This window comes from Rhizobium sp. 05N430 (assembly GCF_056396985.1).
In genome coordinates this window covers 749,975-775,880 of record NZ_JBFTMO010000002.1, presented here as the reverse complement: position 1 = coordinate 775,880, position 25,906 = coordinate 749,975, and the positions used below count along the sequence as shown (strand labels likewise).

Genomic DNA, 25,906 nt, shown 5'->3' with positions numbered 1-25,906 from the left:
TCTTATGCGTGGAATGGCAGGGCATTCGCGCCCCGCCTCTTTGGCTGATCACTGGCGGAGCGACGTCCAGATGCGGTCATAGGCGCGGGTTGCCTTTTCTTCGCAGGCTGGCGCAAAGACGATCTTCATATCTTTCGGCGGATTGAATTCGGGCGATTCACCCGTTTCCTTCGGCAGGAACTTGTCGGAACCGGTGACTGCGCTCTGATAGCCGGTTGATTTCTGCTGGAGGGCGATGTTCTCAGGATCCATCAGGAAGTTCAGGAACTTCTTGGCGTTCTCGGGATTTGGAGCGCCTTTCGGAACCGCGACATTGTCCATCCAGCCGACCGCCCCTTCCTTCGGGAAGACATACTTGATCGTCGGCTTCTGCAGGCGAGAGGCAAGCGCCTTGCCCGACCACTGCTCGTGCATCACGGTTTCGCCGGAGACCTGGCGCTCTGTCGTGCCGTCCGAATTGTAGACCTTGACGAAAGGCTTCTGGGCTTCGAGCAGGGCGTTAAGCGCCTTGAGATCAGCCGGATTGCTGTTGCACTGGTCCTTGCCGAGATAGAGGAGACCAAGTGACATCACCTCCGACGGCGAGCCGAACATGCCGATCTTGCCCTTGAGATCATCGGACGGCTCGAACAGCGCCTTCAGGCTGTCGGTCGGTCCCTTATAGACAGCGGTATCGACCGAATAGGAGGTCGTCCCCCAGACCCATGGTACCGTGTATTCGGCCTTCGGGTCCCAGCTGCGCTTCTGCCATTTCGGATCCAGGTTCTTGAAGTTCGGCATGGAGGCCACGCCGACCTTCTCGAGCAATCCCTGCTTGACGAAGATCGGTACGAAATCGTTGCTGATGATCATGACGTCGTAGCCGGCGGCGCCCGAGCTGATCTTCGCCAGTGCCGTTTCATTGGAGTCATAGGTGTCGATCGTCACCTTGATGCCAGTTTCGGCCTCGAATTTCTTGACCATCTCCTCCGAGGTATAGTCGGTCCAGTTGTAGATATGCAGGACGCCAGCATCGGCGTGCGCGATGCATGGAGCGGCGATGGCAAGCAGACTGGCGGTTGCCAGCATCCTCTTTGCGGTCTTCATGTTCATCCTCTTCTTTTTTGGTTATTCGTTGCCTTGGCTCTTGCGCCCGAGCAGCAGCGCGCCGGTGACGAGCACAAGCGAGATACCGAGCAGGATGGTGGAAATGGCATTGACCTCCGGCGTGACGCCGAGCCGCATCATACCGTAGACATAGACGGGCAAGGTGGTCGATCCGGCACCTGAGACCATCAGGCTGATCAGAAAATCGTCGAGCGAGACGACGAAAGCCATCAGCGCACCGGCAAAGATCGCAGGCAGCAGCAGAGGAAACGTTACACAGCGGAACAGTTGCCATTCGCTGGCGTAAAGGTCGCGGGCTGCCTCTTCCAGATTGGTGCCGAGATCGCGCAATCTGGCCTGGATCGGCAGGAGCGCGAAGGGGATGCAGAAGACCGTGTGAGCAATCATCAGGTTGACCAGCCCGTTGGTCATCCCGAGCGCCGAAAAGAAGATCAGCGTCATGATCGCAACGATGATTTCCGGAACGATCAGGGGGAGCGCGATCAAGGAGGTGAGTGCCCCGCGCCCCCCCTTCAAGTCACCGCGCTCGAGAGCGATGGCCCCGGCCGTGGCAATCACTGTGGAGGAGATTGTCGCGACAATGGCGATGACAATGCTGTTGAAAGCCGCCCGCCGGATATCCTCGTTGGCCGCCACTTCGCCAAACCAGCGCAGGCTGAAGCCGGACCAAATGGTCACCAGCTGATTGGCGTTGAATGCGTAGACGACCAGAATGGCCAGCGGCAGGTAGAGAAAGATCAGAATGGCGGCCGTGAAAGGGCCGAAACCCGGCGTATGACGCCAGTCGAACGGACGCTGCGTCTTCATAGCCGCGCCTCCTCGGCCTTTCTGGACCGCACAAGGAAGATTGCCAGAACAGCGATCGTCACCAGGATCGAAAGGGCAGCGCCGAATGGCCAATTGCGCGACGAGGTGAACTGCATCTGCACCAGGCTGCCGACAAGGAGCTTCTTCCCGCCGCCGAGAAGATCAGGGGCCAGGAACGAACCGAGTGATGGTGCAAAGACAAGGCTGGCGCCGACGAGAACACCGGGCTTTGCCAGCGGCCAGACAACCCGGTGAAAAACGGCGATCCGGCTGGCGTAGAGATCATAGGCTGCCTCGATCAGCCGCGGGTCGATCCGCTCCAGCGTCGAATAAACCGGCAGAACCATGAAAGGCAGAAAGGTATAGACGAGCCCGAGCAGGATCGAGCCGTCATTATAGAGCAGCGGCAAGGGCGTCGAGATCACCCCGGCAGCCTTGAGAAGGCCATTTGCCAGACCCTCGTCCCGCAGGATCAACACCCAGCAATAGGTCCTGATCAGCGTGTTGATCCAGAACGGCAAGGTGACGAGAAAGAGCAGCGTCCGGCGGCGGTTCTCAGACTGGCAAACCAGGTACCAGGCAACCGGAAACCCGAGCAGCATGCAGATCGCCGTCGTCAGGCCCGCCAGATAGACCGACCGCAGGATGATGATCACATAGCTCCAGGAAAACAGCAGCGTATCATCGAAATCGCGCTGGAAGAGGAACTGCACATAGGCATCCAGCGTCAGCGGCATGTCGACGCCGCCATAGGGATTGGCAGTCATGAAGGAATAGGCGACGGCCACCAGCAACGGCAGCACCATGAAGATGCCGATGACCAGGACGGCCGGGGCAGCGAGCGTTAATGTGCGCTGTGTGTTCATCCGCCCTCTCCCTAGTTCGTCAGATGCCGTTCGGCATCGCTCGACCAGTCGAGCACCACGGCCTGCCCGGCGGCCAGGCCGTCCACCGACTGGCGGGTGCGGCTGCGCAGCCGATCACCGTTCTCGATGACGATTTCGTAGAGCGTATCGAGCCCGAGATAGGTCACTGCGGTGACCGTGCCGCGGATCCGCCCCGCCGAGCCGCTAGCCGGAGCCGAGACCGCAATCCTTTCCGGCCGCACCGCGATCAGAATGTCGCTGCCGCGGCCGATCATGGCGCCGGGCAGCACATTGGATTCGCCGATGAAATCAGCCACGAAGCGGCTCTTCGGATTGTCGTAGATCTCGCGCGGCTCGCCGATCTGCAGCACGCGGCCAGCCGACATCACGGCGATATGGTCGGACATCGCCAACGCTTCTTCCTGGTCATGGGTGACGAGGACGAAGGTAATGCCGGTTTCCCGCTGCAGCCGCTTCAACTCGCTCTGCATTTCCTTGCGCAATTTCAGGTCAAGGGCGCTCAGCGGCTCGTCGAGCAGCAGCACTTTGGGCCGCGGTGCAAGCGCCCTCGCCAGGGCCACACGCTGCTGCTGCCCCCCGGAGAGCTGGCGAGGCAATCTCGCCGCCATGGTTTCGAGCCGGACCAGCCTCAGCACCTCCGCAACGCGAAGATCCCGTTCATCCCTGGGTACCTTTTGCATCTGCAGTCCAAAACCAACGTTTTCGGCGACGGTCATGTGCGGAAAGAGGGCATAGCTCTGGAAAACCGTATTCACCGGCCGCTTCTGCGGCGGCAAGAAAGAGGAGTCCGCCCCCTCTATCCGGACCGTTCCGGCGGTCGGAAGTTCGAAACCGGCAATAATGCGCAAAAGTGTTGTCTTACCGCAGCCGGAGGGGCCAAGCAGCGTGAAGAACTCGCGGTCCTGGATCTGTAGGCTGACCCCGTCCAGAGCCGTGGACGCGCCAGCGCCCTTCGTAGGAAACGATTTTGAGACATTCTCGATGGTGATCATCGCTCGCAAACCAGTCTCCCAAGCCGCTATGTAACTATTTAGTTATTAGCTAGCAGTGGCGAATTTACATTGTCAAGTTGAACATCAGAATTTTATTTTTTACCGCCCTCTGATGCGATCGCGTCAATAGATAGAGGTTGAAAACACGATCTAACCGACTGTTTTAGCGTTTATATCGAAGAAGCCGGTAGGATTTCTCTGCGTCAGCGGCATTGGAAAAATACAACCAAAGATAAACCACCGGCAGCTTCCATCGGAAGCACCGTTGTGAACGCCTGCCCCTGCCATGCAGCAGCTTCTAGCGCCGCCTTCGGGCAGTTTCTATCAATGTCATCCCAGTTCTGCGCTCACCTTTCCGGCATTCAAATGCCAGCTGCCAACGGCCGCTTATCCGGCTCTTTCATAGCTTCGCGTTCACCCGTTGCCACTGTCTTTCGGACAGTAGACGCGGAAAAGATAACACAACACTTTTTAATTAAAAGACTTTTGATAAAGCGGGCCGCAATGGTATGAATGGCGGCATGAATCTTCGCCTCGATCGTGACGGTGCGCTGCCCGGCACAAACCTGCTACAGACCCGGACGCTCAACAGAAGAGCCGTGTTCGATGCCGTCCGGCGCAGTGGACCGATCACCCGTACCGAGCTGGCGCAAACGATCGGCCTGACGGTTCAGGCAATCTCGAACATCGCGGCGGATCTCGAGGAAGCAGGTCTGATCCGCCAGCAGGGCAAACGTGCAGGACAGCGTGGGCAGCCGGCTGTGGAGCTGTCTCTCAATCCGCGCGGCGGCTACACGATCGGCCTCAGCCTCGCCTATCAGCGCGTCACCGGCCTGCTTGTCGATCTGACCGGCGCGGTTGTCGCTGCCGAAACCCGGACCCTTGGCGAGCGTGACCCGAAGACTACCGCCGACGTGCTGGCGGACATCGCCTCCGGGCTGCTGGTGGCGGGGCAGGTGCGGCGCGAGGAGATCTGGGGTGTGGGCTGCAGCGTTCCGGGCACTGTCGAGAACGGCACCTTCTGGTACGACAAGGTGCAGGAAGGCGACGACTGGACGAAGTTTCCTCTGACATCGCGTCTTGAGGAACTGACGGGGATCAAGACATTTGTCGAGAATGACGCGACCGTCGCGGCGATTGGCGAGCGGCTCTATGGTATTGGGCGCACCGTCCGCTCGTTCTTCTATCTGCACTTCAATCTCGGCATTGGCGGCGGTCTGGTACTGGATGGCCAGCACTTTCGAGGGGCGTTCGGCGGCGCTGGCGAAATCGGCCACCTGATCGTCAAGCCGGGCGGACGGTTCTGTGCCTGCGGCAGCCGCGGCTGCCTTGAGCAATATGTCTCCTTCTATGCGGCGGCAGAAACCATCTGCGGCCCGGCGCGCACGCCGGACGAGGTTTCGGCCGAAGAACTTGTCGAGCGCTTGGTGGAGGACGATCCACGCCTGATAGCGTGGCTGCGTGAGGCGGCGCAGTATCTGCGCATCGCGATCCGCAATATCGAGGCAATGTTCGACCCGGACACCGTCGTCATCGGCGGCGGGTTGCCGGCAGAGCTTCTCGAACGTCTCATGGATGCGACGACACCGCTGCCGCCGGCGATGATCCACCGGCATTCAAGCACCCTGCCCCGCTTGATGCGGGCTGAGCACAGCTCGGAGCTTCCGGCGCTTGGCGCGGCGGCTTTGCCGATCGCAATCGCGCTTCAACCCAACGTCTCTGGCTTTGCCAGCAATGCGGCAGGCGCGGCCGCAACCGACAATCCTGCCCTTGTCTCACTCGGCATCGATCTCGGCCGGCGCTAGGCCGTTGGATCCGAAGCGCGCCAACAGCCATGCAATGGGTCGGCGTACAAGCCTTACAGCGTTGCTCGGCATAACGAGATTGCACAGCCAATCTGACGAAAAAACGCGCTGCGTGCAGAAGAAATAGTCAGCTGCCGCCGGAGGTCTCGGCAATAGAGGCGGTTTTCAAATGGCACGGGATTTGCGTCGATTGATCGACCAACAATCGATCGGCAGCCGATGTTCAACCTTCTGATGACCTGTCTTCTGCTTGCGGCGGCGCTCGGGCTCAGCCTGCGCCGCTTTGCCCTTCCCTACCTTGCCCGGCGCGACATCGCCGAGCAGTCGGAACCGGTCACCATGGTTGCGAGCGCGGTTTTTCTGGCAGCCCTCGCCTTGACCGTATCGGACAAGGACCTCTGGCACGCAAGCCTGACGGTCGCGGGTGGCATCGTGGTTGCACTGATTTTCGATCAGCAGAGACCCAGGCTGGCGGCCGCCTTATCGGCAGCCTGCCTGCTCTGCTATCTGGCGCTACGCTGAGCCGTTCAGGCCGCTGCACCCTCTTCGCCGGGTTTCTTCGGCAGCGAGCGTGAGACGGAGCTCAGGAGGTCCGTCTGCGAAACCAAGCCAACAATTTGATCGTTTTCGTCGATGATGATGACGGCATGCGTCCGGCCGTTGGTCAGCAGAGGCAGAAGATCGAAGGCGCGGTCACTGGCGCGCGCTGTCGTCGCTTCCGAAATGCGCCCTTCCAGGGCACCCGAAAAAAGCGCCAGTTCGCGCAGTCCAACGGTGCCGATCAGCCGCCGCCGGGCATCCCTCACCGGCAGAGTACGGACGTTGTGGTTGAGCAGCAGCCAGCGGGCCTGTTCGACCGTCGCATCGGCGTCGATGGCGATCACATCGCGCGACATGATGTCGGCGCAGCTGATCTCGGCATTGGCGCGCGCGACTGCCTCGAATTCAACCCGGCGCAGCAGACGCCCGAGATCGGCGCGGTCGATGTCGAAGGTCTCGTTCAGCGCCGCAAGCGCCGCGTCGATATCTTCCTCCCGAAATCCCGTCCGCTCTTCCGGGCGTGGATCGGCGGTCCGGTGGGTATTTGCAGGCGCGATGACGACGTGCGGATAGTTGTGCCGCGAGAGCTTGTGGAACAGCAGCCCGATCGCCACCAGCAGGCAGGAATTGAGAGCCACCGGCACGAAGGGGAAAAGCAGGCCCCAGCTGGCAACGACGGGCCCGCCGAGAACAGCGGTGAGCGCCGCAGCGCCGCCTGGCGGATGCAGGCATCGTGTCAGGGACATAGCCGCAATGGCGAGCGATACGCCGACGCCTGTGGCAACGATCGGATCCTTGATCAGGCTCGCTGCGGCAACGCCCATCAAAGCCGAGATGGTATTGCCGCCGATGATCGACCATGGCTGCGCGAGCGGGCTTGCCGGGACAGCGAACAGCAGAACTGCCGAGGCTCCCATGGGTGCTACGATCAGCGGCAGATGCGATCCCTCACCGAACAGGAATCCGCATAACATGCCCGTCATCGCGATGGCGACGAGCGCGCCCAAACAGGCGAGCAGCCGGTCCCGCAGCGTGGCGCCGGCAAGGATCGGGTGAAACAGGCGGGACGCAAGCGAGTTTTTATCGGAAAAGCGCTGCTGACTGGGAGGGGTCATGGGGTAGCCAGATAAGACCGTTTGCAGTTTCGGTATGTCGATGCGGTTGATAGCGGATGTTTGCTGCCGCGAAAAGGAGAAGTTCGAACCGGTGTACCTATGCCGCATGTTCACTGCCGGCCAGTTTACAGCCTGGAATTCAATCCGGCACGGTGCTGCCGGAAAGCGCCTCTCGATCCAGGACTTGCGCAATCTTCCCGGCTTCCATCACGACGGCACGGTCGCACATATGGGCGACGACGCCGGGATCGTGGCTGACCAGAATGAAGGTCATGCCGTGCGAGGCCTTGAGATCGTTGAGCAGGTTCAGGATTTCGGCCTGCACCGAGACATCGAGCGCCGAGGTCGGCTCGTCGAGCAGCAACAGCTTGGGTTTGAGCAACAGCGCACGGGCAATCGCCACACGCTGGCGCTGGCCGCCGGAAAGCTGGTGCGGATAGCGGCCCGCGACGGCTGTGGGCAGCCCAACCTGATCGAGTGCGATGCGCACCTCTTCCTCGACATTGCGAATGCCGCGCAGTGACAGCGGTTCGCCGAGAATGCGGGAAATGCGATGGCGCGGATGCAGCGACGAATAGGGATCCTGGAACACCATCTGGATACCGGCACGCAATGCGCCGGTGATCTTCCGGCCGGGGTGCAGAGGTTCGCCAGACACGGAGATCGAGCCCTGCCAATTGGTGTTCAAGCCGGCGACTGCGCGCAGAACCGTGGTCTTGCCGCATCCCGACGGGCCGATCAGTCCGAAGGTCTCGCCCGGCGCGACATCGAAACTCACCCCGCGCACGGCGGTAAAGCCCTTGCCGCCGCCCTGGAACGTGACGGAGAGATCGGCGATCGACAGCGCGTTCATGCCCCGTCTCCGTAAACGGGAAGCCGTGTCCCGTAGGTCGCCGCCGACGGGCGGGCGGCCCAGAGCGCACGGGTATAGGCGGAGCTGGCATTGGCAAGATCGGCGGAGGCCATCTGCTCCTCGATCCTTCCCTGGCGCATGACCATGACGCGGTCGGCATAGCGGGAAACCTGTTGCAGGTCGTGGCTGATCAGCAGCAGCCCCATGCCGAGCTCTTCGGTCAGCGAGCGCAGCAAGGTTAGGATTTGATCCTGTAGCTCGCGATCGAGCGCCGAGGTCGGTTCGTCGGCAATCAGCAGCTTAGGCCGGTTGATCAGCATGGCGGCGATCATCACGCGCTGGCCCATGCCGCCAGACAAGGCGGCGGGATAGCTGGAATAGATCCGCCCGGGGTCAGGCAGGCCGACCTTGCCGAGCATGTCGAGTGCGCGATCGCGCCGCTCAGCGGATGAAAGCTTGGTGTGCAGCAGCAGGGTTTCCTCGACCTGCCGGCCGATTTTATGGGCCGGGTTCAGCGAATATTTGGGATCCTGCAAAATCAGGCCAAGGCCGCTGCCGCGCAGGCTGTTCCAGCCGGACGCGGAAAGTGCCGTGAGGTCCTTTTCATCGAAGGAGAGGCGCTTCGCCGCGACCTCAGCGCGCCTCGGCAGAAGGCCCATGACCGCCCTGCCCGTCATCGACTTGCCGGAACCGGATTCACCGACAAGTGCGACCACTTCGCGTCCGACCGAAAAGGAAATTCCGTCGACAACCCGGATCGGCCCGGCCTCAGACGGAAAGGTAACAGATAGATCCTCGGCGGAGAGCAGCGGCTCAGTCATGACGCGGATCCAGAATGTCGCGCAGGCCGTCGGCCAGCAGATTGAAGGCAAAGGAGGTGACGAGAATGGCAACACCGGGAACCGCGGCCACCCACCATTGATCGAAGATCACCTGTGTGCCTTCGGAGACCATCGAACCCCATTCCGCCGTCGGCGGACGAACGCCGAGGCCGAGGAACCCGAGCCCGGCGGCCGCGAGAATGATTCCCGAGAGATCGAGCGCCAGCCGGATGATGGCGGATGGCAGCACCAGCGGCAGGATATGTCCCCAGAGCAATCTTGCCCCCCGGATACCGACCATTTCAGCGGCCGCTAGATAATCGCTGCGCCGCAGAGCAGCGGTCTCCACACGGGCCTGCCGGGCATAGGCGGGCCAACTGGTCAGCGCCAGCGCCAGGGCTCCGTTGATGAGGCCCGGCCCCATGATCGCGACAAAGGCGAAGGCGAGCAGCAGACGCGGAAAGGACATGACGATATCGGTGATCCGCATCAGCAGGCGCTCGGTCATACCGCCGAAGAAGCCCGCGAAGGTGCCGACGACAATGCCGAGCGGCGCCATCAGCAGCACGACGACGAGAACGAGGAGCAAGGTCGGCCGCGCGCCGTAAATCATGCGCGACAGGATGTCCCTTCCGAAAGCGTCGGTGCCGAGCCAGTGCAGGGCGCTCGGCGGCATCAGCCGGTTTGCGGTCTCCTGCAGGTTCGGGTCATAGGGCGCAATCAGCGGCGCCAGCAGCGCGAAGGCGAGAATGAGCAGCACGATGGCGCTGCCGGCGGCGGCCGATGGCGAGCGCAGGACACGCCGGACGAAGGATGGGCCGCCAAGCGGCGCCTGGATGATCGCACTCATCGCGTCTTCCCCGCTTCCAGCCGGGCGACACCGAGATCGGTCAGCGCATTCAGAAGCACGAAGCAGGCGCCGACGATCAGCGTGGCGCCAAGGATGGCAGGCATATCCCCGGCAAACATAGCCGTCGTCAGATAGCGGCCGATACCGGGCCAGGCAAAGACGGTTTCAGTGAGTACCGCGCCCTCAAGCAGGCCTGCATAGGAAAGAGCGATCACGGTCAGCAGCGTTCCTGAAATATTGGGAAGAATGTGGACGAAGACGATGCGGCCGAGACCTGCCCCCTTGGCGCGCGCTGTCGTCACATATTCCTGTCCAAGTTCGGTGAGGACGGCGGCACGCGTCAGCCGGGAGATCGCAGCCAGCGCATTCAGGGCCAGGACGGTGGCCGGCAATGCCAGATGGGCGAGCGCATCGCGAAAGGCGCCCGCCTTGCCGGACATCCAGGTATCGATCAGGGCAAAGCCGGTGACCGGCTTGACGGTGTATTGAAAGACCACATCCGCCCTGCCCGGTCCCGGCGCCCAGTGCAGCCGGGCGTAAAACAGGAGCAGCATCAGCAGGCCAAGCCAGAAGATCGGCACCGAGTAGCCAAAGAGGGAGACGAAGCGTGCAAGACTATCCACCCACGTGCCCTGCCGCATGGCGGCGGCGATGCCGAGCGCAAGGCCGATCACGGCTCCAAGAATGATGGCCGCAGTCGCCAGCTCGATCGTTGCCGGGAAAGTGCGGGCGATATCCTTGGCAACAGGCTGGCCCGTGGAGATCGACTGGCCGAAATTGCCCGACAGCGCCGTCTCGACATAGCGGACGAACTGAAGCGGCAAGGGCTGATCGAGCCCGAGTTCCACCCGCGCCTGCTGATAGGTCGATTGGCTGGCGTGATCACCGACCAGCTGCAGCGCCGGATCGATCGGTGACAGCCGCGTCATCGCAAAGGTCACCAGCGCCAGGCCGAACAGCGTCAGCGCGAAAGACCATGTCCACTTGATGAGCGGCCAGACGAAAGACAACTCCCGCCAGCTGTTGTGCTGGCGGGAGTTGTTCAAGTCGGCACTGTTATCGATTGCCGTTTGCGGCACTTATTTCTCTACCTTGTCGTAATAGACCTGGTCTGCATTCAGGCCCTGGGCATAGTTCTTGACCTTGTCGCTTATCACGACCTGGTCATTGCCCTGAAGCGTAAAGATGAAGGGCGAGCTCGCCTGGATCTTCTTCTGCAGGTCCTGATAGAGCGCGACGCGCTTGGCGGCATCCTGTTCCTTGACGGCGGCGAGCGTCTCGTCGGTCAGCTCGGGGATCACCCAGCCGGCGTATTTCGCGGCCGTGTTGGTGGAGTTGTCCTTGTTGATCGCAAAGGCGCTGGCGTTGGAATGCGGATCGAAATAGTCCGGGATCCAGTAACGCAGCGTCATTTCGAACTTGCCGGAACGGCCGCGGGCATAGATGTCGCTGGCGACGCCCGGCTGGATATCGAGGTTGATACCGGCCTGAGCGAAGGTCGACTGCAGCGACTGGGCGATCGACAGGAACGGCTGGTCGTTGAAAACGATGAACTCGACCTTGAACGGCGTCTTGATGCCTGCATCCGCAAGTACCTTCTTCGCCTTCTCGACGTCGAGCTTGAACGGGGTGTCCGTCAGAGCGCCCGGGAAGCCGACCGGCAGGAAGGACTGGTGAACGGTGCTCTGGCCGCGCAGCAGGTTCTTGGCGATACCATCGTAATCGACGAGATAGCGGGCTGCTTCCCAGAAGGCCGGGTTGCCGAGCGTCGGATTGGCCTTGGTGTTCAAGAGGATGTAATCGGTGCGTGCCGAGGGAACGGAGAGAACCTTGACGCCACTCTTGTCCTTCAGCGCGTCGATCTGGTCGGCAGCGAGGCCGCGGGCGATATCGGCATCGCCCTGCTCGACGAGCAGGCGGCGGGCGCCGACGTCGGGCACGTTGCGGATGATGACATTCTCGAGCTTCGGCTTGTCGGACGAATTGGCGTTCGCCTGCAGCACCAGCGCCTCATGCGGCGTGTAGGTGGCGATCGTGAAGGCGCCGCTGCCGGCGGAATTGGTCTTCAGCCAGCCATTGCCGAAATCATTGTCCTTGGCCTCGGCCGAAACCGTCTGCTCATCGACAACCGAAGCGATCGGCGCAGTCAGCAGCGACAGCGCAAAGCCGGCACCGACATCGGCGGTCCATGTCAACTTCACGTGTTTGTCGTCGACCTTGGTGACGGCAGCATCGACGTTGTCGGCCTTCCAGCCGAGTTCGTTGAGGATGAAGGCCGGGGATTTGTTGAGCTTCACGGCGCGGGTCAGCGAGAAGATCACGTCTTCGGGACGAACCGGATTGCCGGATGCGAACTTGGCATCGGCGAGCGCAAAGGTCAGGCTCTTGCCGTCGCTGCCAGCTTCCCAAGACGCTGCAAGTGCAGGCTCGATCTTGGTGCCGTCGTCGCGGTTCGACTGTACGAGACGCTGATAGAGATTGTTGAATGACTGAACGGTGGTGAGTTCGAAACCTTCCGCCGGGTCGAAGCTGACGGCGTCATCGATCGACTGCGCAACAACCAGCGTATCGGCAGGGGTTTCGGCGTAGGCGGCGAGCGGGCTTAAAGCAAAGCTGAAAACGGCGCCGAGCAGCGCGGCGCGGCAAGACTGCAGCAACATTTTGATCTCCTTATATATTTCTTCTTTGAGCGTCGTTCCGGCGATGCGCCGTGTCACCCGCAGGCCGTCAACTTACGGCGCGACAATTGTTTCGACAGATCAGATCGTTTCGATTTTGGTGTTCGTACAGGAAAAATATTCTGGCAACGCCTGTTTTCTCAAAAGCCGGCATTAAGGCCGCATGTTCACGCGGCAGTTTTGCCGCGTAAGCGTGCTTCCGTGCGGCCCCGCAGGAAATCGGCAGCCGTGTGCCAGACGACGGCCGCGACGATGACGACGCCACCGAGCACGGTTGCCAAGGGCGGCTTTTCGCTGAGAAACAGCCAGACCCAAAATGGCGTCAGGACGATTTCCATCGTGCCGATGAGGGCCGCCTCGGCAGGCGGCATGCGCTTCGCGCCGGCGAGGAACAGCACAAGCGCGATTGAGAAGTTGGTGGCGCCGAAAGCTGCAAGGACGACCCAGTTATAGAGATCGATCGATCCGACTGAACCGAAGGGCGAGAAGATCGCCAGCGTCAGGAAAGCGCTGACGATGGTCGGCGGCAGGCTTGGCACGCCGGGGCTGATGCGCGGAATGATGATGATCAGGGCGAAGGATGCCGTCATGCCGAGGGCGAGAAGATCGCCGAGGCCCGTCCCTCCGCCGATCGACGAGGCGACGATGATGACGACGCCGAGCAGGCAGGCGCCGCCCGCCATCATGGTTCGCCGTGCAACGCGTTCCCGGAGCAGCAGCCAGCCGAGCAACGCGGCGATGAACGGGGCCGTCGCATAGATCACCGCGACATTTGCCACGCTGGTCGTATAGAGCGCGCCGATGAAACAGGCTTGGCAAAAGGTCTGGCAGGCGATCATCGCCATGCCCGACGGATGGAAGATCGAAGCCCATTGCTTTCTCGACAAGCCGCCTTCGAGGAAGAAGCTCGGTATCAGCAGAAACAGGCCGCCGAACAGCGACCGCCAGGCGATCGTCGTCCAGGCATCGATGCTGAGCATGCGTGAGTAGATGCCGCTCGCGCTCCAAGCCAGCGTTGCGGCAACCACCAGAATGACGCCCTTTTCGTGCTCGCTCAGGCCGAGCGGGCGGACGTCCGTATTGAGTGACATTGGTTTTCCCGAACCAGAGGTCTGATTTGCCCTGTTTGCTCTCATTCTTGACATCAGGCAAACGAATAGTTGAGATGGCTGCCATCTGAATTTTTTGTGGCTCAATCATGCGGCAACCCATCGAAAGCGATCTGCTCCGGACCTTCCTCGTCGTCGTCGAGACGTCGAATTTCTCGGCGGCGGCACAGGCGATCGGGCGGACGCAGTCCGCGGTCAGCGCCCAGATCAAGAAACTCGAGGAAACCATAGGCGAAAGTCTCTTCGAGCGCGGCGCCCGCGGTGTTGTCCCGACCCGCTGGGGATTGCAGCTTTTGCCCTATGCGCGGCGTGTCATCGACCTGCTGGACGAAGCGGCGGCGACGATCCGCACCAAGCCGCTGGATGGGCCGGTCCGCATCGGTATTCCCGAGGAATACAGCCAGACGGTGCTGCCGGCAGCACTTTCCGCCTTTGCCGTCCGGCATCCGGCTGTCGAGGTTACGGTGTCCTGCGATTACACGGCGCGGAATCTTGCCGCGCTCGAGCGCGACGAGCTCGATCTCGCTGTGGTCTTCGACTGGAACAACCAGTCGCCGGGTGAGGTTCTCTGCGTCGATCCGACGGTGTGGGTCACCTCCATGGTGCATCGGCTGCAGGATCTCGATCCCCTGCCGATTGCGACGTACCGGAATTCCACATGGTCGCGGGACTTCGCCTTCCGCTCGCTCGATCTGCAGGGGAGGAAATACCGCGTCGCTTTCGTCGCTGACACGAGCTCGGGATTGAAAAACGCAGCATCTGCGGGCCTCGCAGTGACGACGCTGTCGCGGAGCAATATCCCGCCGGGTTGCCGCGAACTGACGGCAGATGACGGCTTTCCGCCGGTCGATTCCTCGCGTGTCGTTCTGCGCCGCAATCCTTATCATTCAACCGAAGCTGTCCGCGAGCTCGCGGAAATGGTTCGCGAGGCGTTCAAGCCGATTGGGTATCAGGCGCTGGCGTAACGGGACGGCGCAGCCTTCGCCGGGTGTCAGATGGGCTTTCGGAGAAGCTGGCGCGATAGCTGCGGGCAAAGGCGGAGGCGGAGTTGAAGCCGGTTGCAGCGGCGATATCGGCGAAGGATGCCTTGGTCTCGATGACTTTCCGCCGCGCCGCATTCAGCCGCAATGCCAGATAATGCACATGTGGCGGCGCGCCGATGCTCTCCTGAAACAGCCCCTGCAAGTGGCGGGCGCTGACGCCGACGCGTTTGGCGATACGGCTCAGCATGACGGGCTGCTCGATGTGCTCCTCCATCAGCCGCACGGCTGACGCCACGCGCGGATCGCGCATGCTCAAGCCCGCGGCGGACGGTGAAAGCTGGCTTTGGTTGTGGAAGGAGATCTGCTCGTAGCTGAAAAGGCGGCTGACCTCGAGCGCCAGCGAATAGCCCTGCCGCTGGCGGATGATCTCCAGCATCAGATCGACGGTCGGGAGCGGCCCCGCCGTGGTGAGGCGCTTTCCGTCGATGACGAAGCGGTCCTTGACCGCTTTGACCTGCGGATAGGCCAGCGAAAAATCCTCGAAATCCTCCCAGTGAATCGTTGCCGTCAGGCGGTCGAGAAGGCTGGATTCGGCCAGCAGCCAGGTGCCGGATTCGATTCCGGCGATGATGCTGCGATGGCGCGCCGCCTGTGAGAGCTGCATCTTCAGCGCCGCTGTTGCGCTCCGGCGCCAGTTGTAGCTCGCCAGAACGAAGAGTGGCGCATCCTCCCGTGCAGTGCTGAATGCCCCGGCCGCAGGCACCGGAATGCCGCTCGTCGTCAAGACAGGCGCGCCATCAGGCGTCAAAAGCCGCCAGCGGTAGAGCTCGCTGCCGGCGATACGGTTTGCGCCGCGCATCGGCTCGATCACCGAGGCGAGCAGGATCAGGTTCGTCTCCGGCAGGACGAGAAGATCGAGATCGAGGCGGTCGTTCGAGCGGGTGAGCATGGTCTCTCCAGATTGCCGAAACTGTATCAATCAATTCCGTTTCTGCAAAGCATGCGGCCGCATCTTGCCGCGTAATGGGGTCAATACGAGGGAGAACACGATGCCTCTTGCGATGAACCGCGATGTCTTCATCACCTGTGCCGTCACCGGCGCCGGTGACACGGTTTCGAAATCCAGCCACGTTCCCATTACTCCCAAGCAGATCGCGGATTCCGCGATCGACGCCGCCAAGGCTGGGGCGGCCGTTGTTCACTGTCACGTCCGCGATCCCGAGACGGGGGCTGCAAGCCGCCGCAACGATCTCTACCGCGAAGTGACGGACCGTATCCGCTCCGCCGATATCGACGTCGTGCTGAACCTGACGGCCGGCATGGGTGGCGACCTGATTTTCGGTGATGTCGAACGCCCGCTGCCGCTCAATCCCGCAGGCACCGACATGGCCGGTGCCACCGAACGCGTCAGCCACATCGCCGAATGCCTGCCGGAGATCTGCACGCTCGATTGCGGCACGATGAATTTCAGCCTCGGCGACTACGTCATGACCAACACGCCGGCGATGCTGCGGGCGATGGCGAAGAAGATGACCGATCTCGGCGTCCGCCCTGAGATCGAGGCCTTCGACACCGGTCATCTCTGGTTTGCCAAGCAGCTCGCCGAAGAAGGCCTGATCGAGGATCCGGTGCTGATCCAGCTCTGCATGGGCATTCCCTGGGGCGCGCCTGACGATCTCAACACCTTCATGGCGATGGTCAACAACGTGCCAAAAAGCTGGACGTTCTCAGCCTTCTCGATCGGCCGCAACGCCATGGCTTATCCGGCGGCCGCGGTGCTCGCCGGCGGCAATGTCCGTGTCGGCCTCGAAGACAATCTCTATGCCGGAAAAGGCATGCTCGCCACAAATGCGCAGCTGGTCGAAAAGGCCGTGCAGGTGGTCGAGGGCATGGGTGCGCGCATCATCGGCCCTGCGGCCGTGCGTGAAAAACTGAAGCTCACGAAGCGTTGAGGGCTGCATGATCAAGATCAACAAGGCAGCCTGTGTTGGCGGCGGCGTCATCGGTGGCGGATGGATCGCAAGGTTCCTGCTGGCCGGGATCGATGTCGATGTCTTCGACCCGCATCCGGAAGCGCAGCGCATCGTCGGCGAAGTGATCGCCAATGCCGAGCGCGCCTATGCGATGCTGACAGGCGCCCCCCTGCCTCCGCGCGGCAAGCTTACCTTCTGCAAGACACTGGAGGAAGCTGTTGTCGACGCCGACTGGATCCAGGAAAGCGTCCCTGAAAGGCTCGATCTGAAGCGCGGCGTGCTGACTCAAATCGACGGCGCCTGCCGCCCCGATGCGCTGATCGGTTCGTCGACTTCGGGCCTGCTGCCGACCGATCTGCAGCGAGACATGCAGTTCCCCGATCGCCTGTTCGTTGCCCACCCCTATAACCCGGTCTACCTGCTGCCGCTGGTCGAGATCGTCGGCGGCGAGAAAACCAGCCATGCAACGATCAAGGCGGCAATGGAAAAGCTGCCGCCGATCGGCATGAAGGGCGTTCATATCGCTAAGGAGATCGAGGCCTTTGTCGGCGATCGCCTTCTGGAGGCGCTGTGGCGCGAGGCGCTCTGGTTGATCCAGGACGATATCTGCACCGTCGAGACGCTCGACGACGTGATCCGCTATTCCTTCGGCCTGCGCTGGGCGCAGATGGGTCTGTTCCAGACCTATCGGATCGCCGGTGGTGAAGCCGGCATGCGCCATTTCCTGGCGCAGTTCGGCCCCTGCCTGCAGTGGCCCTGGACCAAGCTCACTGACGTCGTCGATCTCGACGACGCACTGGTCGAAAAGATCGGCCAGCAGTCGGATGAGCAGGCGGGCGATCTTTCGATCCGCGAGCTCGAACGGATCCGCGATGAAAACCTGGCCGGTATCTTCCAGGCTCTGAAGGCCGGTGATGGTGGCAAGGGCTGGGGTGCGGGCAAGCTGCTCAAGGATTTCGAGCATTCGCTCTGGGCTGCCGCAAAGCCGGCCGAACAGGCGAAGACTTCGGCTCCACTTCGGCTTGTTGATGCCAAGGTCAGCCCCGCCTGGGTCGATTACAACGGCCACATGACCGAGCATCGCTACCTGCAGGTGTTCGGCGATACGACCGACGCACTGCTACGGCTGATCGGCGCCGGTCTCGCCTATGTCGAGGCCGGACACAGCTACTACACCGTGGAGACCCATATCCGGCATCTAGGCGAAGCGAAGCTTGGCCAGGCGATCTATTCGACCTGCCAGCTGCTCTCGGTCGACGACAAGCGGCTGCATGTCTTCCACAGCATCTGCGATGCGGCGAGCGGCGAGGTTCTGGCAACCGCCGAGCAGATGCTGCTGCATGTCGACTCCAATGCTGGAAAGGCGGTTCCGGCACCGCCGGAAATCCTGGCCGAAGCGAAAGCGATTGCCGAGCGTCATTCCTCCCTCCCTGCCCCGGATGGCGTTGGACGCCATGTCGGGCAGAAGAAACAGGGGTGAGCAATGATCTGCCTGCCAACTCCCCTTTCCGAAAGCAGATACCGCGAGGCATCACTGCGCGGGCTAGCGGGATGGGGAGCGCATGGCAGCGCAGAAATCAACCAATACAACCAGGGGGATAGGACTGCACCCCTATCTGCCGGGTGGCTTTTCCCGCGCAGTCGCGAAATGTCTCCTGCCCTCATCAATGCGAAACTGCCCTTGGCGCGGGCATATGCTCGTTATGTCGCATACGATGCAGATCATGTCGCTACACCCGCCCCCCTACTGCCCAAAACAGCCCTTAATTCAATCTCACTCACATCAGAGGCAGAGGCAGTCCTGACGGGCCGTGTCGCCGCAAGAGCGGAGGTAGCGTAGGTTGAACGGACGTAGCTTGAGCGCCTTTGAGCTGCTGACCTCCCCGCCTTCCGCCGCGGCGAAGACGCATGCGGCACGCTGTCGTCTCGCCATCGCGGGCGCCATTCTCACCCATCATTCCGATCTTCAGGAAACAGGCCGGACAATAAGAACTCCCGGCATTCCCGATCGCCGCGCCATCAAGCTGGCGCCTCCGCTCACGCGCAATCGTCGAACCGAGAAAGGAAGATAAGGCGGCACCAACCGCGACGTTTTCCCGAACGAATATGGATCTGGCACCGGAGAGGAAACCGGTTCTGCGGTCCACTTGCCAATTCTTAAATCATGACAAGAAGGAACAGGGGAATGAACGACTACACGAAATATCTTGCAAGCCGAGTCACCGCAGGCGGGCTTAACCGCCGCGAATTTCTGGGACGCGCCATGGCTGCCGGCCTCACGCTCGCCGTCGCCGACAAGCTCTTCACCGAAAGCGCCGAAGCCGCCGAACCGAAGCGCGGCGGCCACCTGAAGCTCGGCCTCGAAGGCGGCGCTGCCACCGACTCGAAGGACCCGGCGAAGTTTCTCTCGCAATTCATGTTCTGCGTCGGTCGCTGCTGGGGCGACATGCTGGTGGAATCCGATCCGCTGACGGGTGCCGCCGTTCCGTCGCTGGCCGAATCCTGGGAACCGTCGAAGGACGCCGCCACCTGGACCTTCAAGATCCGCAAGGGCGTGAAATTCCACAACGGCAAGGAACTGACGATCGACGACGTCGTCGCCACCCTGAAGCGCCATACCGACAAGAAGTCGGAATCCGGTGCGCTCGGCGTTCTCGGCTCGATCAAGGATATCAAGGCTGACGGCGGCAACCTCGTGCTGACACTGACCGAAGGCAATGCGGACATGCCGCTGCTGCTGACGGACTATCACCTCGTCATCCAGCCGAATGGCGGCAATGACGATCCGCTCGCCTCGATCGGTACCGGTCCCTACAAGCTGGCGAGCTTCGAGCCGGGCGTCCGCGCTACCTTCGAGAAGAACGCCGACGACTGGCGCTCGGATCGCGGCTATGTCGATTCCATCGAAATCATCGGCATGAACGACGCCACCGCCCGCATCGCGGCGCTTTCGTCGGGCCAGGTGCACTATATCAACCGCGTCGATCCGAAGACCGTCGATCTCCTAAAGCGCGCGCCGACCGTCGAGATTCTATCGACCTCGGGCCGTGGCCACTATGTCTTCATCATGCATTGCGACAAGGCGCCGTTCGACAACAACGACCTTCGCCTCGCGCTGAAATACGCCATGGACCGCGAAACCATGGTCAAGAAGATCCTCGGCGGCTACGGCAAGGTCGGCAACGACTTTCCGATCAACAACACCTATGCCCTCTTCCCCGAAGGTATCGAGCAGCGCGCCTATGATCCTGACAAGGCGGCCTTCCATTACAAGAAGTCCGGCCACAGCGGCTCGGTTCTGCTGCGCACCTCGGAAGTCGCCTTCCCGGGCGGTGTCGACGCGGCGGTTCTCTATCAGGAAAGCTGCAAGAAGGCCGGCATCGAGATCGAGGTCAAGCGCGAGCCGGGTGACGGCTACTGGACCAACGTCTGGAACGTCCAGCCCTTCTCGACCTCCTACTGGGGCGGCCGCCCGACGCAGGACCAGATGTATTCCACGGCCTATCTCTCGACGGCCGATTGGAACGACACCCGCTTCAAGCGTCCCGACTTCGACAAGCTGCTGCTCGAAGCCCGCTCGGAACTCGACGAGACCAAGCGCAAGGACATGTACCGCACCATGGCGATGATGGTGCGTGATGAAGGCGGCCTGATCCTGCCGATGTTCAACGATTTCGTGAACGCCTGCTCCAAGCAGGTGAAGGGCTATGTCCACGATATCGGCAACGACATGTCGAACGGCTACGTCGCCACCCGCGTCTGGCTTGATGCCTGACGGCCGGGGGCTTCCCCGCCATCTCTGACTGAACCAGGACCGCAAGGACATGCCTTGCGGTCCCCCTGACGTTTCAGCGCGAGGCTTTCGCCATGTCCAGTTCATCGACCGGCAGTCCCCTGCCGGGCCTGAGGTTCAGGCAGCGTTTTCCGCTGCTTGCCCTCATCATCGAGCGCTTCGTGCTCTCGCTCATCCTGCTGCTTGCGGTGTCGGTTCTGATCTTCGGCGGGCTGGAAGCCCTGCCCGGCGATTTCGCCACCACCTATCTCGGCCAGTCGGCAACGCCGCAGGCGGTCGCCAATATCCGCCAGGATCTCGGCCTCGACCGGCCGGTGACGACGCGCTATTTCGAATGGCTCGGCAATGCCGTTCAGGGCGACTTCGGTACCTCCTGGGCCAGCAAGAACTCGGTCAGCGAACAGATCGGCAAACGTCTCGGGAACTCGCTGTTTCTTGCCGGTTTCGCCGCATTGATCTCTGTGCCGCTGGCCGTGGCGCTCGGCATGTTCTCGGTGCACTTCCGAAACCGGCTGCCCGATAAGATCATCAACGTGATTTCGCTGGCGGCGATATCGCTGCCGGAATTTTTCATCGGATACCTGCTGATCCTCGTCTTCGCCGTCAAGCTGGGTGTCGCGACCTTTCCGGCAACCGTCTATGACAGCATGGGCTTTGCCGAGCGGCTGCAGGCGATTGCGCTGCCGACGGCAACACTGGTTCTCGTCGTCCTTGCTCACATGATGCGGATGACGCGCGCGGCGATCCTTTCGGTCATGTCGTCGGCCTATATGGAGACGGCGGAACTCAAGGGCCTCAGCGCCTTCCGCTCCATCGTCAAGCATGCGGCGCCCAACGCGCTGGCCCCGATCATCAATGTCGTGGCGCTCAACCTCGCTTATCTCGTGGTCGGCGTCGTCGTGGTCGAGGTGGTCTTCGTCTATCCCGGCATGGGCCAGTACATGGTGGATGCGGTGACGGTGCGCGACATGCCCGTGGTGCAGGCCTGCGGCCTGATCTTCGCCGCCGTCTACATCTTCCTCAACATGATCGCCGACATTCTGGCCATCGTTGCCAATCCGAGATTGAGGCACCCGCGATGAGATTGAGAGATATCCCCATCACCGCCTGGGTCGGCATGACCGGTATCGTCATCGCCTTCATCTTCGCGATCTTTGCCCCGTGGATTGCCCCTTACGGCGAGACCGAAGTGGTCGGCAATGTCTGGCAGGTGGCCGACAGCCAGTATTTCTTCGGCCTCGACAATCTCGGCCGCGATATTCTTTCGCGGTTGATCTACGGCGCCCGAACGACGCTCTTCGTGGCGCTCGGCGCAACGCTGATCTCGTTTTCGCTTGGCATCCTGCTCAGCTTCACGGCAGCCGTTTCGCGCGGCATCATAGATACCGTGTTCTCGCGTTTCAACGACCTGATGATGTCGATCCCGACGCTGATCTTTGCGCTTGTCGTTCTGGCGGTCCTGCCGCAGAACATCATCATCCTGATCCTCGTCATGGCGATCCTCGATTCCACCCGCGTCTACCGCCTCGGCCGCGCCGTCGCGCTCGATGTGGCCGTCATGGAATTCGTCGAGGCCGCAAAGCTGCGTGGCGAGGGCAAGGCCTGGATCATCTTCCGGGAAATCCTGCCGAACACGCTGACCCCGCTTTTGGCCGAATTCGGCCTGCGCTTCGCCTTCTCGATCCTGTTTCTCTCCACCCTCTCCTTCCTCGGCCTCGGCATCCAGCCGCCGGCAGCAGACTGGGGCGGCATGGTGAAGGACAACAAGGACGGCATCATCTTCGGCATTTCGGCAGCACTCGTTCCGGGAACGGCGATCGCTGCTCTTGCCGTCTGCGTCAATCTCGTCGTCGACTGGCTTTTGAAACGCACATCCAGCCTCAAGGGAGGGCGCGGCGATGCCTGAGCTTCTTTCCGTTCGCAATCTGAAGATCGAGGCCACCAGCTATCCGCCCGGCGAGCCGCCGAAACGGGTGACGATCGTCGATGGCGTTTCCTTCGACCTGCAAAAGGGCAAGGTGCTCGGCCTGATCGGCGAATCCGGCGCCGGCAAATCGACCATCGGTCTGTCGGCGCTCGCCTATGGCCGCGGCGGCGCCGAGATCACCGGCGGCGAAGTTCTGCTCGAGGGTAAGGACATCCTGCCGCTCGGCAAGGGCGGCATCAGGCAGATCCGCGGTGCCCGCGTCTGCTATGTCGCGCAGTCGGCGGCTGCCGCCTTCAACCCGGCCCACAAGCTCGGCGATCAGGTGATCGAGGCTTCGGTCAAACACGGCCTGATGACCAAGGACGAGGCGCGCAAACGGGCACTCTATCTCTTCCAGGTGCTTGGCCTGCCAAACCCGGAAAGCTTCGGCGACCGCTTTCCGCATCAGGTCTCCGGTGGCCAGCTGCAGCGCGCCATGACCGCGATGGCGCTCTGCTCCAACCCGTCGCTGATCGTTTTCGACGAACCGACGACTGCGCTCGACGTGACGACACAGATCGACGTGCTCGCCGCCATCAAGCATGCGATCGAGGAGACGCATACGGCGGCCCTCTACATCACCCACGACCTCGCCGTCGTTGCGCAGATATCAGACGACATCATGGTTCTCCGGCACGGCAAGACGGTGGAGTATGGCAGCGTGCAGCAGATCATCGAGCAACCGCGGCAGGACTATACGCGGGCGCTGGTGAATGTCCGGCAGGCCGCGCGCGCGGAGGCGCCGGATCAATCGGGGACACTGCTGAAGGTCGAGAATGTCAGCGCCGAATATTCCAACGGCTTCAAGGTGCTGCACGACGTTTCTCTACACGTGCCGAAGGGCCAGACACTGGCGGTCGTCGGCGAATCCGGTTCCGGAAAATCGACGCTCGCGCGCGTCATCACCGGCCTGCTGCCGCCGAATGCAGGCCGTGTCATCTTCGACGGCAAGCCGTTGACGCCGGATCTGAAGAAGCGCTCGAAAGATGACCTTCGGCGTATCCAGCTGATCTATCAGATGGCCGATACGGCGATGAACCCGCGCCAGACCGTTCGCGATATCATCGGCCGTCCCCTCACCTTCTACTACGGGCTGCGGGGCGCCAAGAAGACGGCGCGGGTGAAGGAGCTGCTCGACCAGATCGAAATGGGCAACGGCTTCATCGACCGCTACCCGGCCGAACTCTCCGGTGGGCAGAAACAGCGCGTGGCGATCGCCCGGGCGCTGGCGGCAAAGCCCGAGCTCATCCTCTGCGACGAACCGACCTCGGCGCTCGACCCGCTGGTCGCGGAGGGTATCCTGAAGCTGCTGCTGCGACTGCAGGAGGAGGAGAAGCTTTCCTATATCTTCATCACCCACGACATCGCCATCGTCCGGGCGATCGCCGATAGCGTGGCGGTGATGCATCGGGGCAAGCTTGTCAGGTTCGGGCCGAAGTCGAAAGCGCTCTCGCCGCCCTTCGACGACTATACCGACCTGCTGCTCAAATCCGTGCCGGAGATGGAGATCGGCTGGCTGGAACGGGTTCTTGCCACGCGCCGCATGGAAAGTGCCGGCAACTAAACAGGCGCGGGGCGGCGCAAGCCGCCTCGTCTTGCAAGAGTGCATAGAGGAAAAGGCATGACCGACCGCGGCTTCACCACCATCGAAAATCAATGGATCACGCTTGACGACGGCACCCGGCTTGCCGCCCGCATCTGGATGCCTGATGGCGCCGAGAGCGATCCGGTTCCCGCTGTCTTCGAATTCCTGCCCTACCGCAAACGCGACGGAACCTGCCTGCGCGACGAGTCGACCTATCCGGTCTTTGCCGCCGCAGGCATCGCCGGCGTGCGCGTCGATATCCGCGGGTCCGGCGAATCCGATGGCGTTATCGATGGCGAATATACCGAGCTCGAACTGGCCAATGCCTGCGAGCTGATCGCCTGGATCGCCGCGCAACCATGGTCGAACGGCTCGGTCGGCATGATGGGCATCTCCTGGGGCGGGTTCAACAGCCTCCAAGTCGCAGCCCTTCGCCCGCCGGCGCTGAAGGCGGTTATCTCGATCGCCTCGACGGTCGATCGCTACAATGACGACATCCACTACAAGAACGGCTGCCATCTCTCGGCGCAGCTTTCCTGGGCGGCGACAATGCTCGGCTATCAGTCCCGCTCGCCCGACCCTGAATTGGTCGGCGATCGCTGGAGAGAAATGTGGCTGGAGCGTCTCGAACACGAGCCGTTTTTCATGGAAGAGTGGCTGACGCACCAGCGCCGCGATGAATTCTGGCAGCATGGCTCGATCTCGGAGAATTTCGGGGACGTCGAAATCCCGGCCCTCGTGCTTGCCGGATGGGCAGACGGGTATCGCAACACACCGCTGATGGCAGTCGAAGGCCTCGGTGAAAAGGCCAAGGCGCTTGTCGGCCCCTGGGTGCACAAATATCCACATTTCGCCTGGCCAAAACCACGCACGGATTTCCACAGCGAGGCGATCGCCTGGTGGAACAAGTGGTTGCGCGGCGAGGACAACGGCATCGACAAGCTGCCGCAGACCCGCGCCTACATTCTCGACGCCATCCGCCCTGCCCCGCGGCGCGATTTCGATCCCGGGTTCTGGGTGGCGAAGGATGTCTGGACCGCACCCGAAATGCAGTGCTTCTATGTCGAGCAGTTCGGCAAGCTCACCGAGGGCATGCCGATCCCGCAGGCCCCGGAACATAGCGCCTATCTTCGCTCGCCACTCGATACTGGGACGTCTTCGGGTGAATACTTCACGCTGAAACCGGACGCCGAAATGGCGCTGGATCAGCGCTCCGACGATGCCGGTTCGCTGATTTTCGACACGATGCCGCTCGGATCGGATCACGACTATCTCGGCCGCCCGGTGCTGACGCTGTCCCTGCGCTCGCCGGCGAAGACCGGCAATCTCTGCGCCCGTCTCGTCGACGTTCATCCCGACGGAACGGCAACACGCGTCGCCTTCGGCGTCATCAATCTCACCCATAAGGACAGCAATGCGGATCCGCAGCCGCTGGTCCCGGGTGAAACGGTGTCCATCCGGCTGCAGCTGGATGCCTGCGGCTATCGCTTCCGCAAGGGCCACCGCATCCGCTTGGCGATCTCGACGGCCTATTGGCCGATGATCCTGCCGCCACCCGACGATCTCGGTGTCGAGATCGATATCGCTTCGCTTGGCTTGGGGCTACCTTTGCTTGGCGATCACAGGAAAATCAGCATTCCCGAGCCCGAAAATCCCGATCCGCTGCCGAAATATATCGAGCACGCGCCATCGGTGACAAAGCGGCAGGTTCTGCGCGATCTCTCGGCCAATCGCACCGATTACCGGATACATGAGGATACTGGCCTCTTCGAACATCCGGATGCCGGGCTCTCGACGCGGCAGTTGCGCGAAGAAACCTGGTCGATCACGCCGGGCGATCCGCTATCGATGGCCGGCACATCCACCTGGACCTGTGACATGCGCCGCCTAGGCTGGTTCGTGCGGACGGTCTCGACCGCAAAGATTGGCTGCACCGCCAGCGAATGGGTCATCAGCGCCGTGGTGACCGCCTATGAAGGAGATGTTCAGGTCTTCGAGAAGGTATTTGCGGAAAAGCGCATTCCGCGCGACCTGATGTGAGC

The 25,906-nt window shown here is 61.9% G+C and carries 22 protein-coding genes; 10 read left to right on the top strand and 12 right to left on the bottom strand.

What is annotated here, in order from left to right; genetic code table 11:
• Positions 1 to 48: 48 nt before the first annotated feature.
• Genes AC1DJO_RS07370 through AC1DJO_RS07355 form a run of 4 tightly spaced genes read right to left on the bottom strand, consistent with a single transcriptional unit; the run spans position 49 to position 3,793 of the window.
• Complete coding sequence (locus AC1DJO_RS07370; RefSeq protein WP_477969572.1) at positions 49 to 1,086, bottom strand: extracellular solute-binding protein; 1,038 nt, start codon at positions 1,084 to 1,086, stop codon at positions 49 to 51.
• Positions 1,087 to 1,107: 21 nt separating this feature from the next.
• Positions 1,108 to 1,914 carry an ABC transporter permease gene (locus AC1DJO_RS07365; RefSeq protein ID WP_112388185.1) on the bottom strand — a complete coding sequence of 269 codons (807 nt, stop codon included), beginning with the start codon at positions 1,912 to 1,914 and terminating at the stop codon, positions 1,108 to 1,110.
• Positions 1,911 to 2,780 (bottom strand): ABC transporter permease, encoded by an 870-nt coding sequence (locus tag AC1DJO_RS07360; protein ID WP_112514955.1) that lies wholly within the window; start codon positions 2,778 to 2,780, stop codon positions 1,911 to 1,913. The genes AC1DJO_RS07365 and AC1DJO_RS07360 overlap by 4 nt, the downstream gene beginning before the upstream one ends.
• Before the next feature lie 11 nt (positions 2,781 to 2,791).
• Entirely contained in the window at positions 2,792 to 3,793 is a 1,002-nt protein-coding gene (locus AC1DJO_RS07355; RefSeq protein ID WP_477969590.1) for an ABC transporter ATP-binding protein, read from the bottom strand.
• A 521-nt stretch (positions 3,794 to 4,314) separates the two neighbouring features.
• Between AC1DJO_RS07355 and AC1DJO_RS07350 the strand changes: the two genes are divergently transcribed.
• Positions 4,315 to 5,598 carry an ROK family transcriptional regulator gene (locus AC1DJO_RS07350; RefSeq protein WP_477969570.1) on the top strand — a complete coding sequence of 428 codons (1,284 nt, stop codon included), beginning with the start codon at positions 4,315 to 4,317 and terminating at the stop codon, positions 5,596 to 5,598.
• A gap of 219 nt (positions 5,599 to 5,817) precedes the next feature.
• Positions 5,818 to 6,120: a hypothetical protein gene (locus AC1DJO_RS07345; protein ID WP_477969568.1), complete on the top strand. Its 303-nt coding sequence runs from the start codon at positions 5,818 to 5,820 to the stop codon at positions 6,118 to 6,120.
• A 5-nt stretch (positions 6,121 to 6,125) separates the two neighbouring features.
• Here AC1DJO_RS07345 and AC1DJO_RS07340 read toward each other — a convergent pair whose 3' ends face one another.
• The 7 genes from AC1DJO_RS07340 to AC1DJO_RS07310 form a co-directional block, all read right to left on the bottom strand.
• Positions 6,126 to 7,253, bottom strand: coding sequence for an HPP family protein (locus tag AC1DJO_RS07340; RefSeq protein ID WP_477969566.1), 1,128 nt, complete (start codon positions 7,251 to 7,253; stop codon positions 6,126 to 6,128).
• Positions 7,254 to 7,392: 139 nt separating this feature from the next.
• A complete protein-coding gene (locus AC1DJO_RS07335; protein ID WP_477969564.1) occupies positions 7,393 to 8,106 on the bottom strand; it encodes an ABC transporter ATP-binding protein in 714 nt (237 codons plus the stop codon).
• On the bottom strand, positions 8,103 to 8,927 hold the full coding sequence (locus AC1DJO_RS07330; protein WP_442209409.1) for an ATP-binding cassette domain-containing protein: 825 nt from the start codon (positions 8,925 to 8,927) through the stop codon (positions 8,103 to 8,105). The genes AC1DJO_RS07335 and AC1DJO_RS07330 overlap by 4 nt, the downstream gene beginning before the upstream one ends.
• Positions 8,920 to 9,777, bottom strand: a complete 858-nt coding sequence (locus AC1DJO_RS07325) for an ABC transporter permease (protein ID WP_442209407.1) — start codon at positions 9,775 to 9,777, stop codon at positions 8,920 to 8,922. Before AC1DJO_RS07325 ends, AC1DJO_RS07330 begins: the two co-directional genes overlap by 8 nt.
• A complete protein-coding gene (locus AC1DJO_RS07320; RefSeq protein ID WP_477969561.1) occupies positions 9,774 to 10,856 on the bottom strand; it encodes an ABC transporter permease in 1,083 nt (360 codons plus the stop codon). The genes AC1DJO_RS07325 and AC1DJO_RS07320 overlap by 4 nt, the downstream gene beginning before the upstream one ends.
• The gene (locus AC1DJO_RS07315; protein ID WP_112596584.1) at positions 10,857 to 12,437 is read right to left on the bottom strand and encodes an ABC transporter substrate-binding protein; all 1,581 of its coding nucleotides are present in this window, start codon (positions 12,435 to 12,437) and stop codon (positions 10,857 to 10,859) included.
• 185 nt (positions 12,438 to 12,622) lie between these two features.
• Positions 12,623 to 13,546 carry a DMT family transporter gene (locus tag AC1DJO_RS07310; protein WP_477969558.1) on the bottom strand — a complete coding sequence of 308 codons (924 nt, stop codon included), beginning with the start codon at positions 13,544 to 13,546 and terminating at the stop codon, positions 12,623 to 12,625.
• A gap of 107 nt (positions 13,547 to 13,653) precedes the next feature.
• Between AC1DJO_RS07310 and AC1DJO_RS07305 the strand changes: the two genes are divergently transcribed.
• Positions 13,654 to 14,529 carry a LysR substrate-binding domain-containing protein gene (locus AC1DJO_RS07305; protein WP_112388197.1) on the top strand — a complete coding sequence of 292 codons (876 nt, stop codon included), beginning with the start codon at positions 13,654 to 13,656 and terminating at the stop codon, positions 14,527 to 14,529.
• On the opposite strand, the gene AC1DJO_RS07300 is transcribed toward AC1DJO_RS07305, so the two are convergent.
• Positions 14,498 to 15,496, bottom strand: coding sequence for a GlxA family transcriptional regulator (locus AC1DJO_RS07300; RefSeq protein WP_477969556.1), 999 nt, complete (start codon positions 15,494 to 15,496; stop codon positions 14,498 to 14,500). The two genes, AC1DJO_RS07305 and AC1DJO_RS07300, sit on opposite strands and share 32 nt — an antisense overlap.
• Before the next feature lie 100 nt (positions 15,497 to 15,596).
• Here AC1DJO_RS07300 and bcoG point away from each other — a divergent pair, with 100 nt between their 5' ends.
• The 7 genes from bcoG (at position 15,597) to AC1DJO_RS07265 (ending at position 25,904) form a co-directional block, all read left to right on the top strand.
• Positions 15,597 to 16,499: a 3-dehydrocarnitine:acetyl-CoA trimethylamine transferase BcoG gene (bcoG, locus tag AC1DJO_RS07295; RefSeq protein WP_442209397.1), complete on the top strand. Its 903-nt coding sequence runs from the start codon at positions 15,597 to 15,599 to the stop codon at positions 16,497 to 16,499.
• Positions 16,500 to 16,506: 7 nt separating this feature from the next.
• The gene (locus AC1DJO_RS07290) at positions 16,507 to 18,000 is read left to right on the top strand and encodes a carnitine 3-dehydrogenase (RefSeq protein ID WP_477969554.1); all 1,494 of its coding nucleotides are present in this window, start codon (positions 16,507 to 16,509) and stop codon (positions 17,998 to 18,000) included.
• A 705-nt stretch (positions 18,001 to 18,705) separates the two neighbouring features.
• Positions 18,706 to 20,295, top strand: coding sequence for an ABC transporter substrate-binding protein (locus AC1DJO_RS07285; RefSeq protein WP_112388202.1), 1,590 nt, complete (start codon positions 18,706 to 18,708; stop codon positions 20,293 to 20,295).
• A 92-nt stretch (positions 20,296 to 20,387) separates the two neighbouring features.
• Entirely contained in the window at positions 20,388 to 21,395 is a 1,008-nt protein-coding gene (locus AC1DJO_RS07280) for an ABC transporter permease (protein WP_477969552.1), read from the top strand.
• Positions 21,392 to 22,219, top strand: coding sequence for an ABC transporter permease (locus tag AC1DJO_RS07275; RefSeq protein ID WP_112514923.1), 828 nt, complete (start codon positions 21,392 to 21,394; stop codon positions 22,217 to 22,219). The genes AC1DJO_RS07280 and AC1DJO_RS07275 overlap by 4 nt, the downstream gene beginning before the upstream one ends.
• Entirely contained in the window at positions 22,212 to 23,843 is a 1,632-nt protein-coding gene (locus tag AC1DJO_RS07270; protein ID WP_477969550.1) for an ABC transporter ATP-binding protein, read from the top strand. The genes AC1DJO_RS07275 and AC1DJO_RS07270 overlap by 8 nt, the downstream gene beginning before the upstream one ends.
• Positions 23,844 to 23,900: 57 nt before the next feature.
• Positions 23,901 to 25,904: a CocE/NonD family hydrolase gene (locus AC1DJO_RS07265; RefSeq protein WP_112388205.1), complete on the top strand. Its 2,004-nt coding sequence runs from the start codon at positions 23,901 to 23,903 to the stop codon at positions 25,902 to 25,904.
• Positions 25,905 to 25,906 lie beyond the last annotated feature (2 nt).

Bases quoted from the DNA above. Each gene is read 5' to 3' on its own strand.
- AC1DJO_RS07270 (WP_477969550.1), top strand. From the start codon at position 22,212: ATGCCTGAGCTTCTTTCCGTTCGCAATCTGAAGATCGAGGCCACCAGC.
- AC1DJO_RS07355 (WP_477969590.1), bottom strand. From the start codon at position 3,793: ATGATCACCATCGAGAATGTCTCAAAATCGTTTCCTACGAAGGGCGCT.
- AC1DJO_RS07280 (WP_477969552.1), top strand. From the start codon at position 20,388: ATGTCCAGTTCATCGACCGGCAGTCCCCTGCCGGGCCTGAGGTTCAGG.
- AC1DJO_RS07300 (WP_477969556.1), bottom strand. From the start codon at position 15,496: ATGCTCACCCGCTCGAACGACCGCCTCGATCTCGATCTTCTCGTCCTG.
- AC1DJO_RS07305 (WP_112388197.1), top strand. From the start codon at position 13,654: ATGCGGCAACCCATCGAAAGCGATCTGCTCCGGACCTTCCTCGTCGTC.
- AC1DJO_RS07265 (WP_112388205.1), top strand. From the start codon at position 23,901: ATGACCGACCGCGGCTTCACCACCATCGAAAATCAATGGATCACGCTT.
- AC1DJO_RS07330 (WP_442209409.1), bottom strand. From the start codon at position 8,927: ATGACTGAGCCGCTGCTCTCCGCCGAGGATCTATCTGTTACCTTTCCG.
- AC1DJO_RS07310 (WP_477969558.1), bottom strand. From the start codon at position 13,546: ATGTCACTCAATACGGACGTCCGCCCGCTCGGCCTGAGCGAGCACGAA.
- AC1DJO_RS07340 (WP_477969566.1), bottom strand. From the start codon at position 7,253: ATGACCCCTCCCAGTCAGCAGCGCTTTTCCGATAAAAACTCGCTTGCG.
- AC1DJO_RS07335 (WP_477969564.1), bottom strand. From the start codon at position 8,106: ATGAACGCGCTGTCGATCGCCGATCTCTCCGTCACGTTCCAGGGCGGC.
- AC1DJO_RS07290 (WP_477969554.1), top strand. From the start codon at position 16,507: ATGATCAAGATCAACAAGGCAGCCTGTGTTGGCGGCGGCGTCATCGGT.
- AC1DJO_RS07325 (WP_442209407.1), bottom strand. From the start codon at position 9,777: ATGAGTGCGATCATCCAGGCGCCGCTTGGCGGCCCATCCTTCGTCCGG.
- AC1DJO_RS07345 (WP_477969568.1), top strand. From the start codon at position 5,818: ATGTTCAACCTTCTGATGACCTGTCTTCTGCTTGCGGCGGCGCTCGGG.
- AC1DJO_RS07365 (WP_112388185.1), bottom strand. From the start codon at position 1,914: ATGAAGACGCAGCGTCCGTTCGACTGGCGTCATACGCCGGGTTTCGGC.
- AC1DJO_RS07370 (WP_477969572.1), bottom strand. From the start codon at position 1,086: ATGAAGACCGCAAAGAGGATGCTGGCAACCGCCAGTCTGCTTGCCATC.
- AC1DJO_RS07275 (WP_112514923.1), top strand. From the start codon at position 21,392: ATGAGATTGAGAGATATCCCCATCACCGCCTGGGTCGGCATGACCGGT.
- AC1DJO_RS07350 (WP_477969570.1), top strand. From the start codon at position 4,315: ATGAATCTTCGCCTCGATCGTGACGGTGCGCTGCCCGGCACAAACCTG.
- bcoG (WP_442209397.1), top strand. From the start codon at position 15,597: ATGCCTCTTGCGATGAACCGCGATGTCTTCATCACCTGTGCCGTCACC.
- AC1DJO_RS07360 (WP_112514955.1), bottom strand. From the start codon at position 2,780: ATGAACACACAGCGCACATTAACGCTCGCTGCCCCGGCCGTCCTGGTC.
- AC1DJO_RS07315 (WP_112596584.1), bottom strand. From the start codon at position 12,437: ATGTTGCTGCAGTCTTGCCGCGCCGCGCTGCTCGGCGCCGTTTTCAGC.
- AC1DJO_RS07285 (WP_112388202.1), top strand. From the start codon at position 18,706: ATGAACGACTACACGAAATATCTTGCAAGCCGAGTCACCGCAGGCGGG.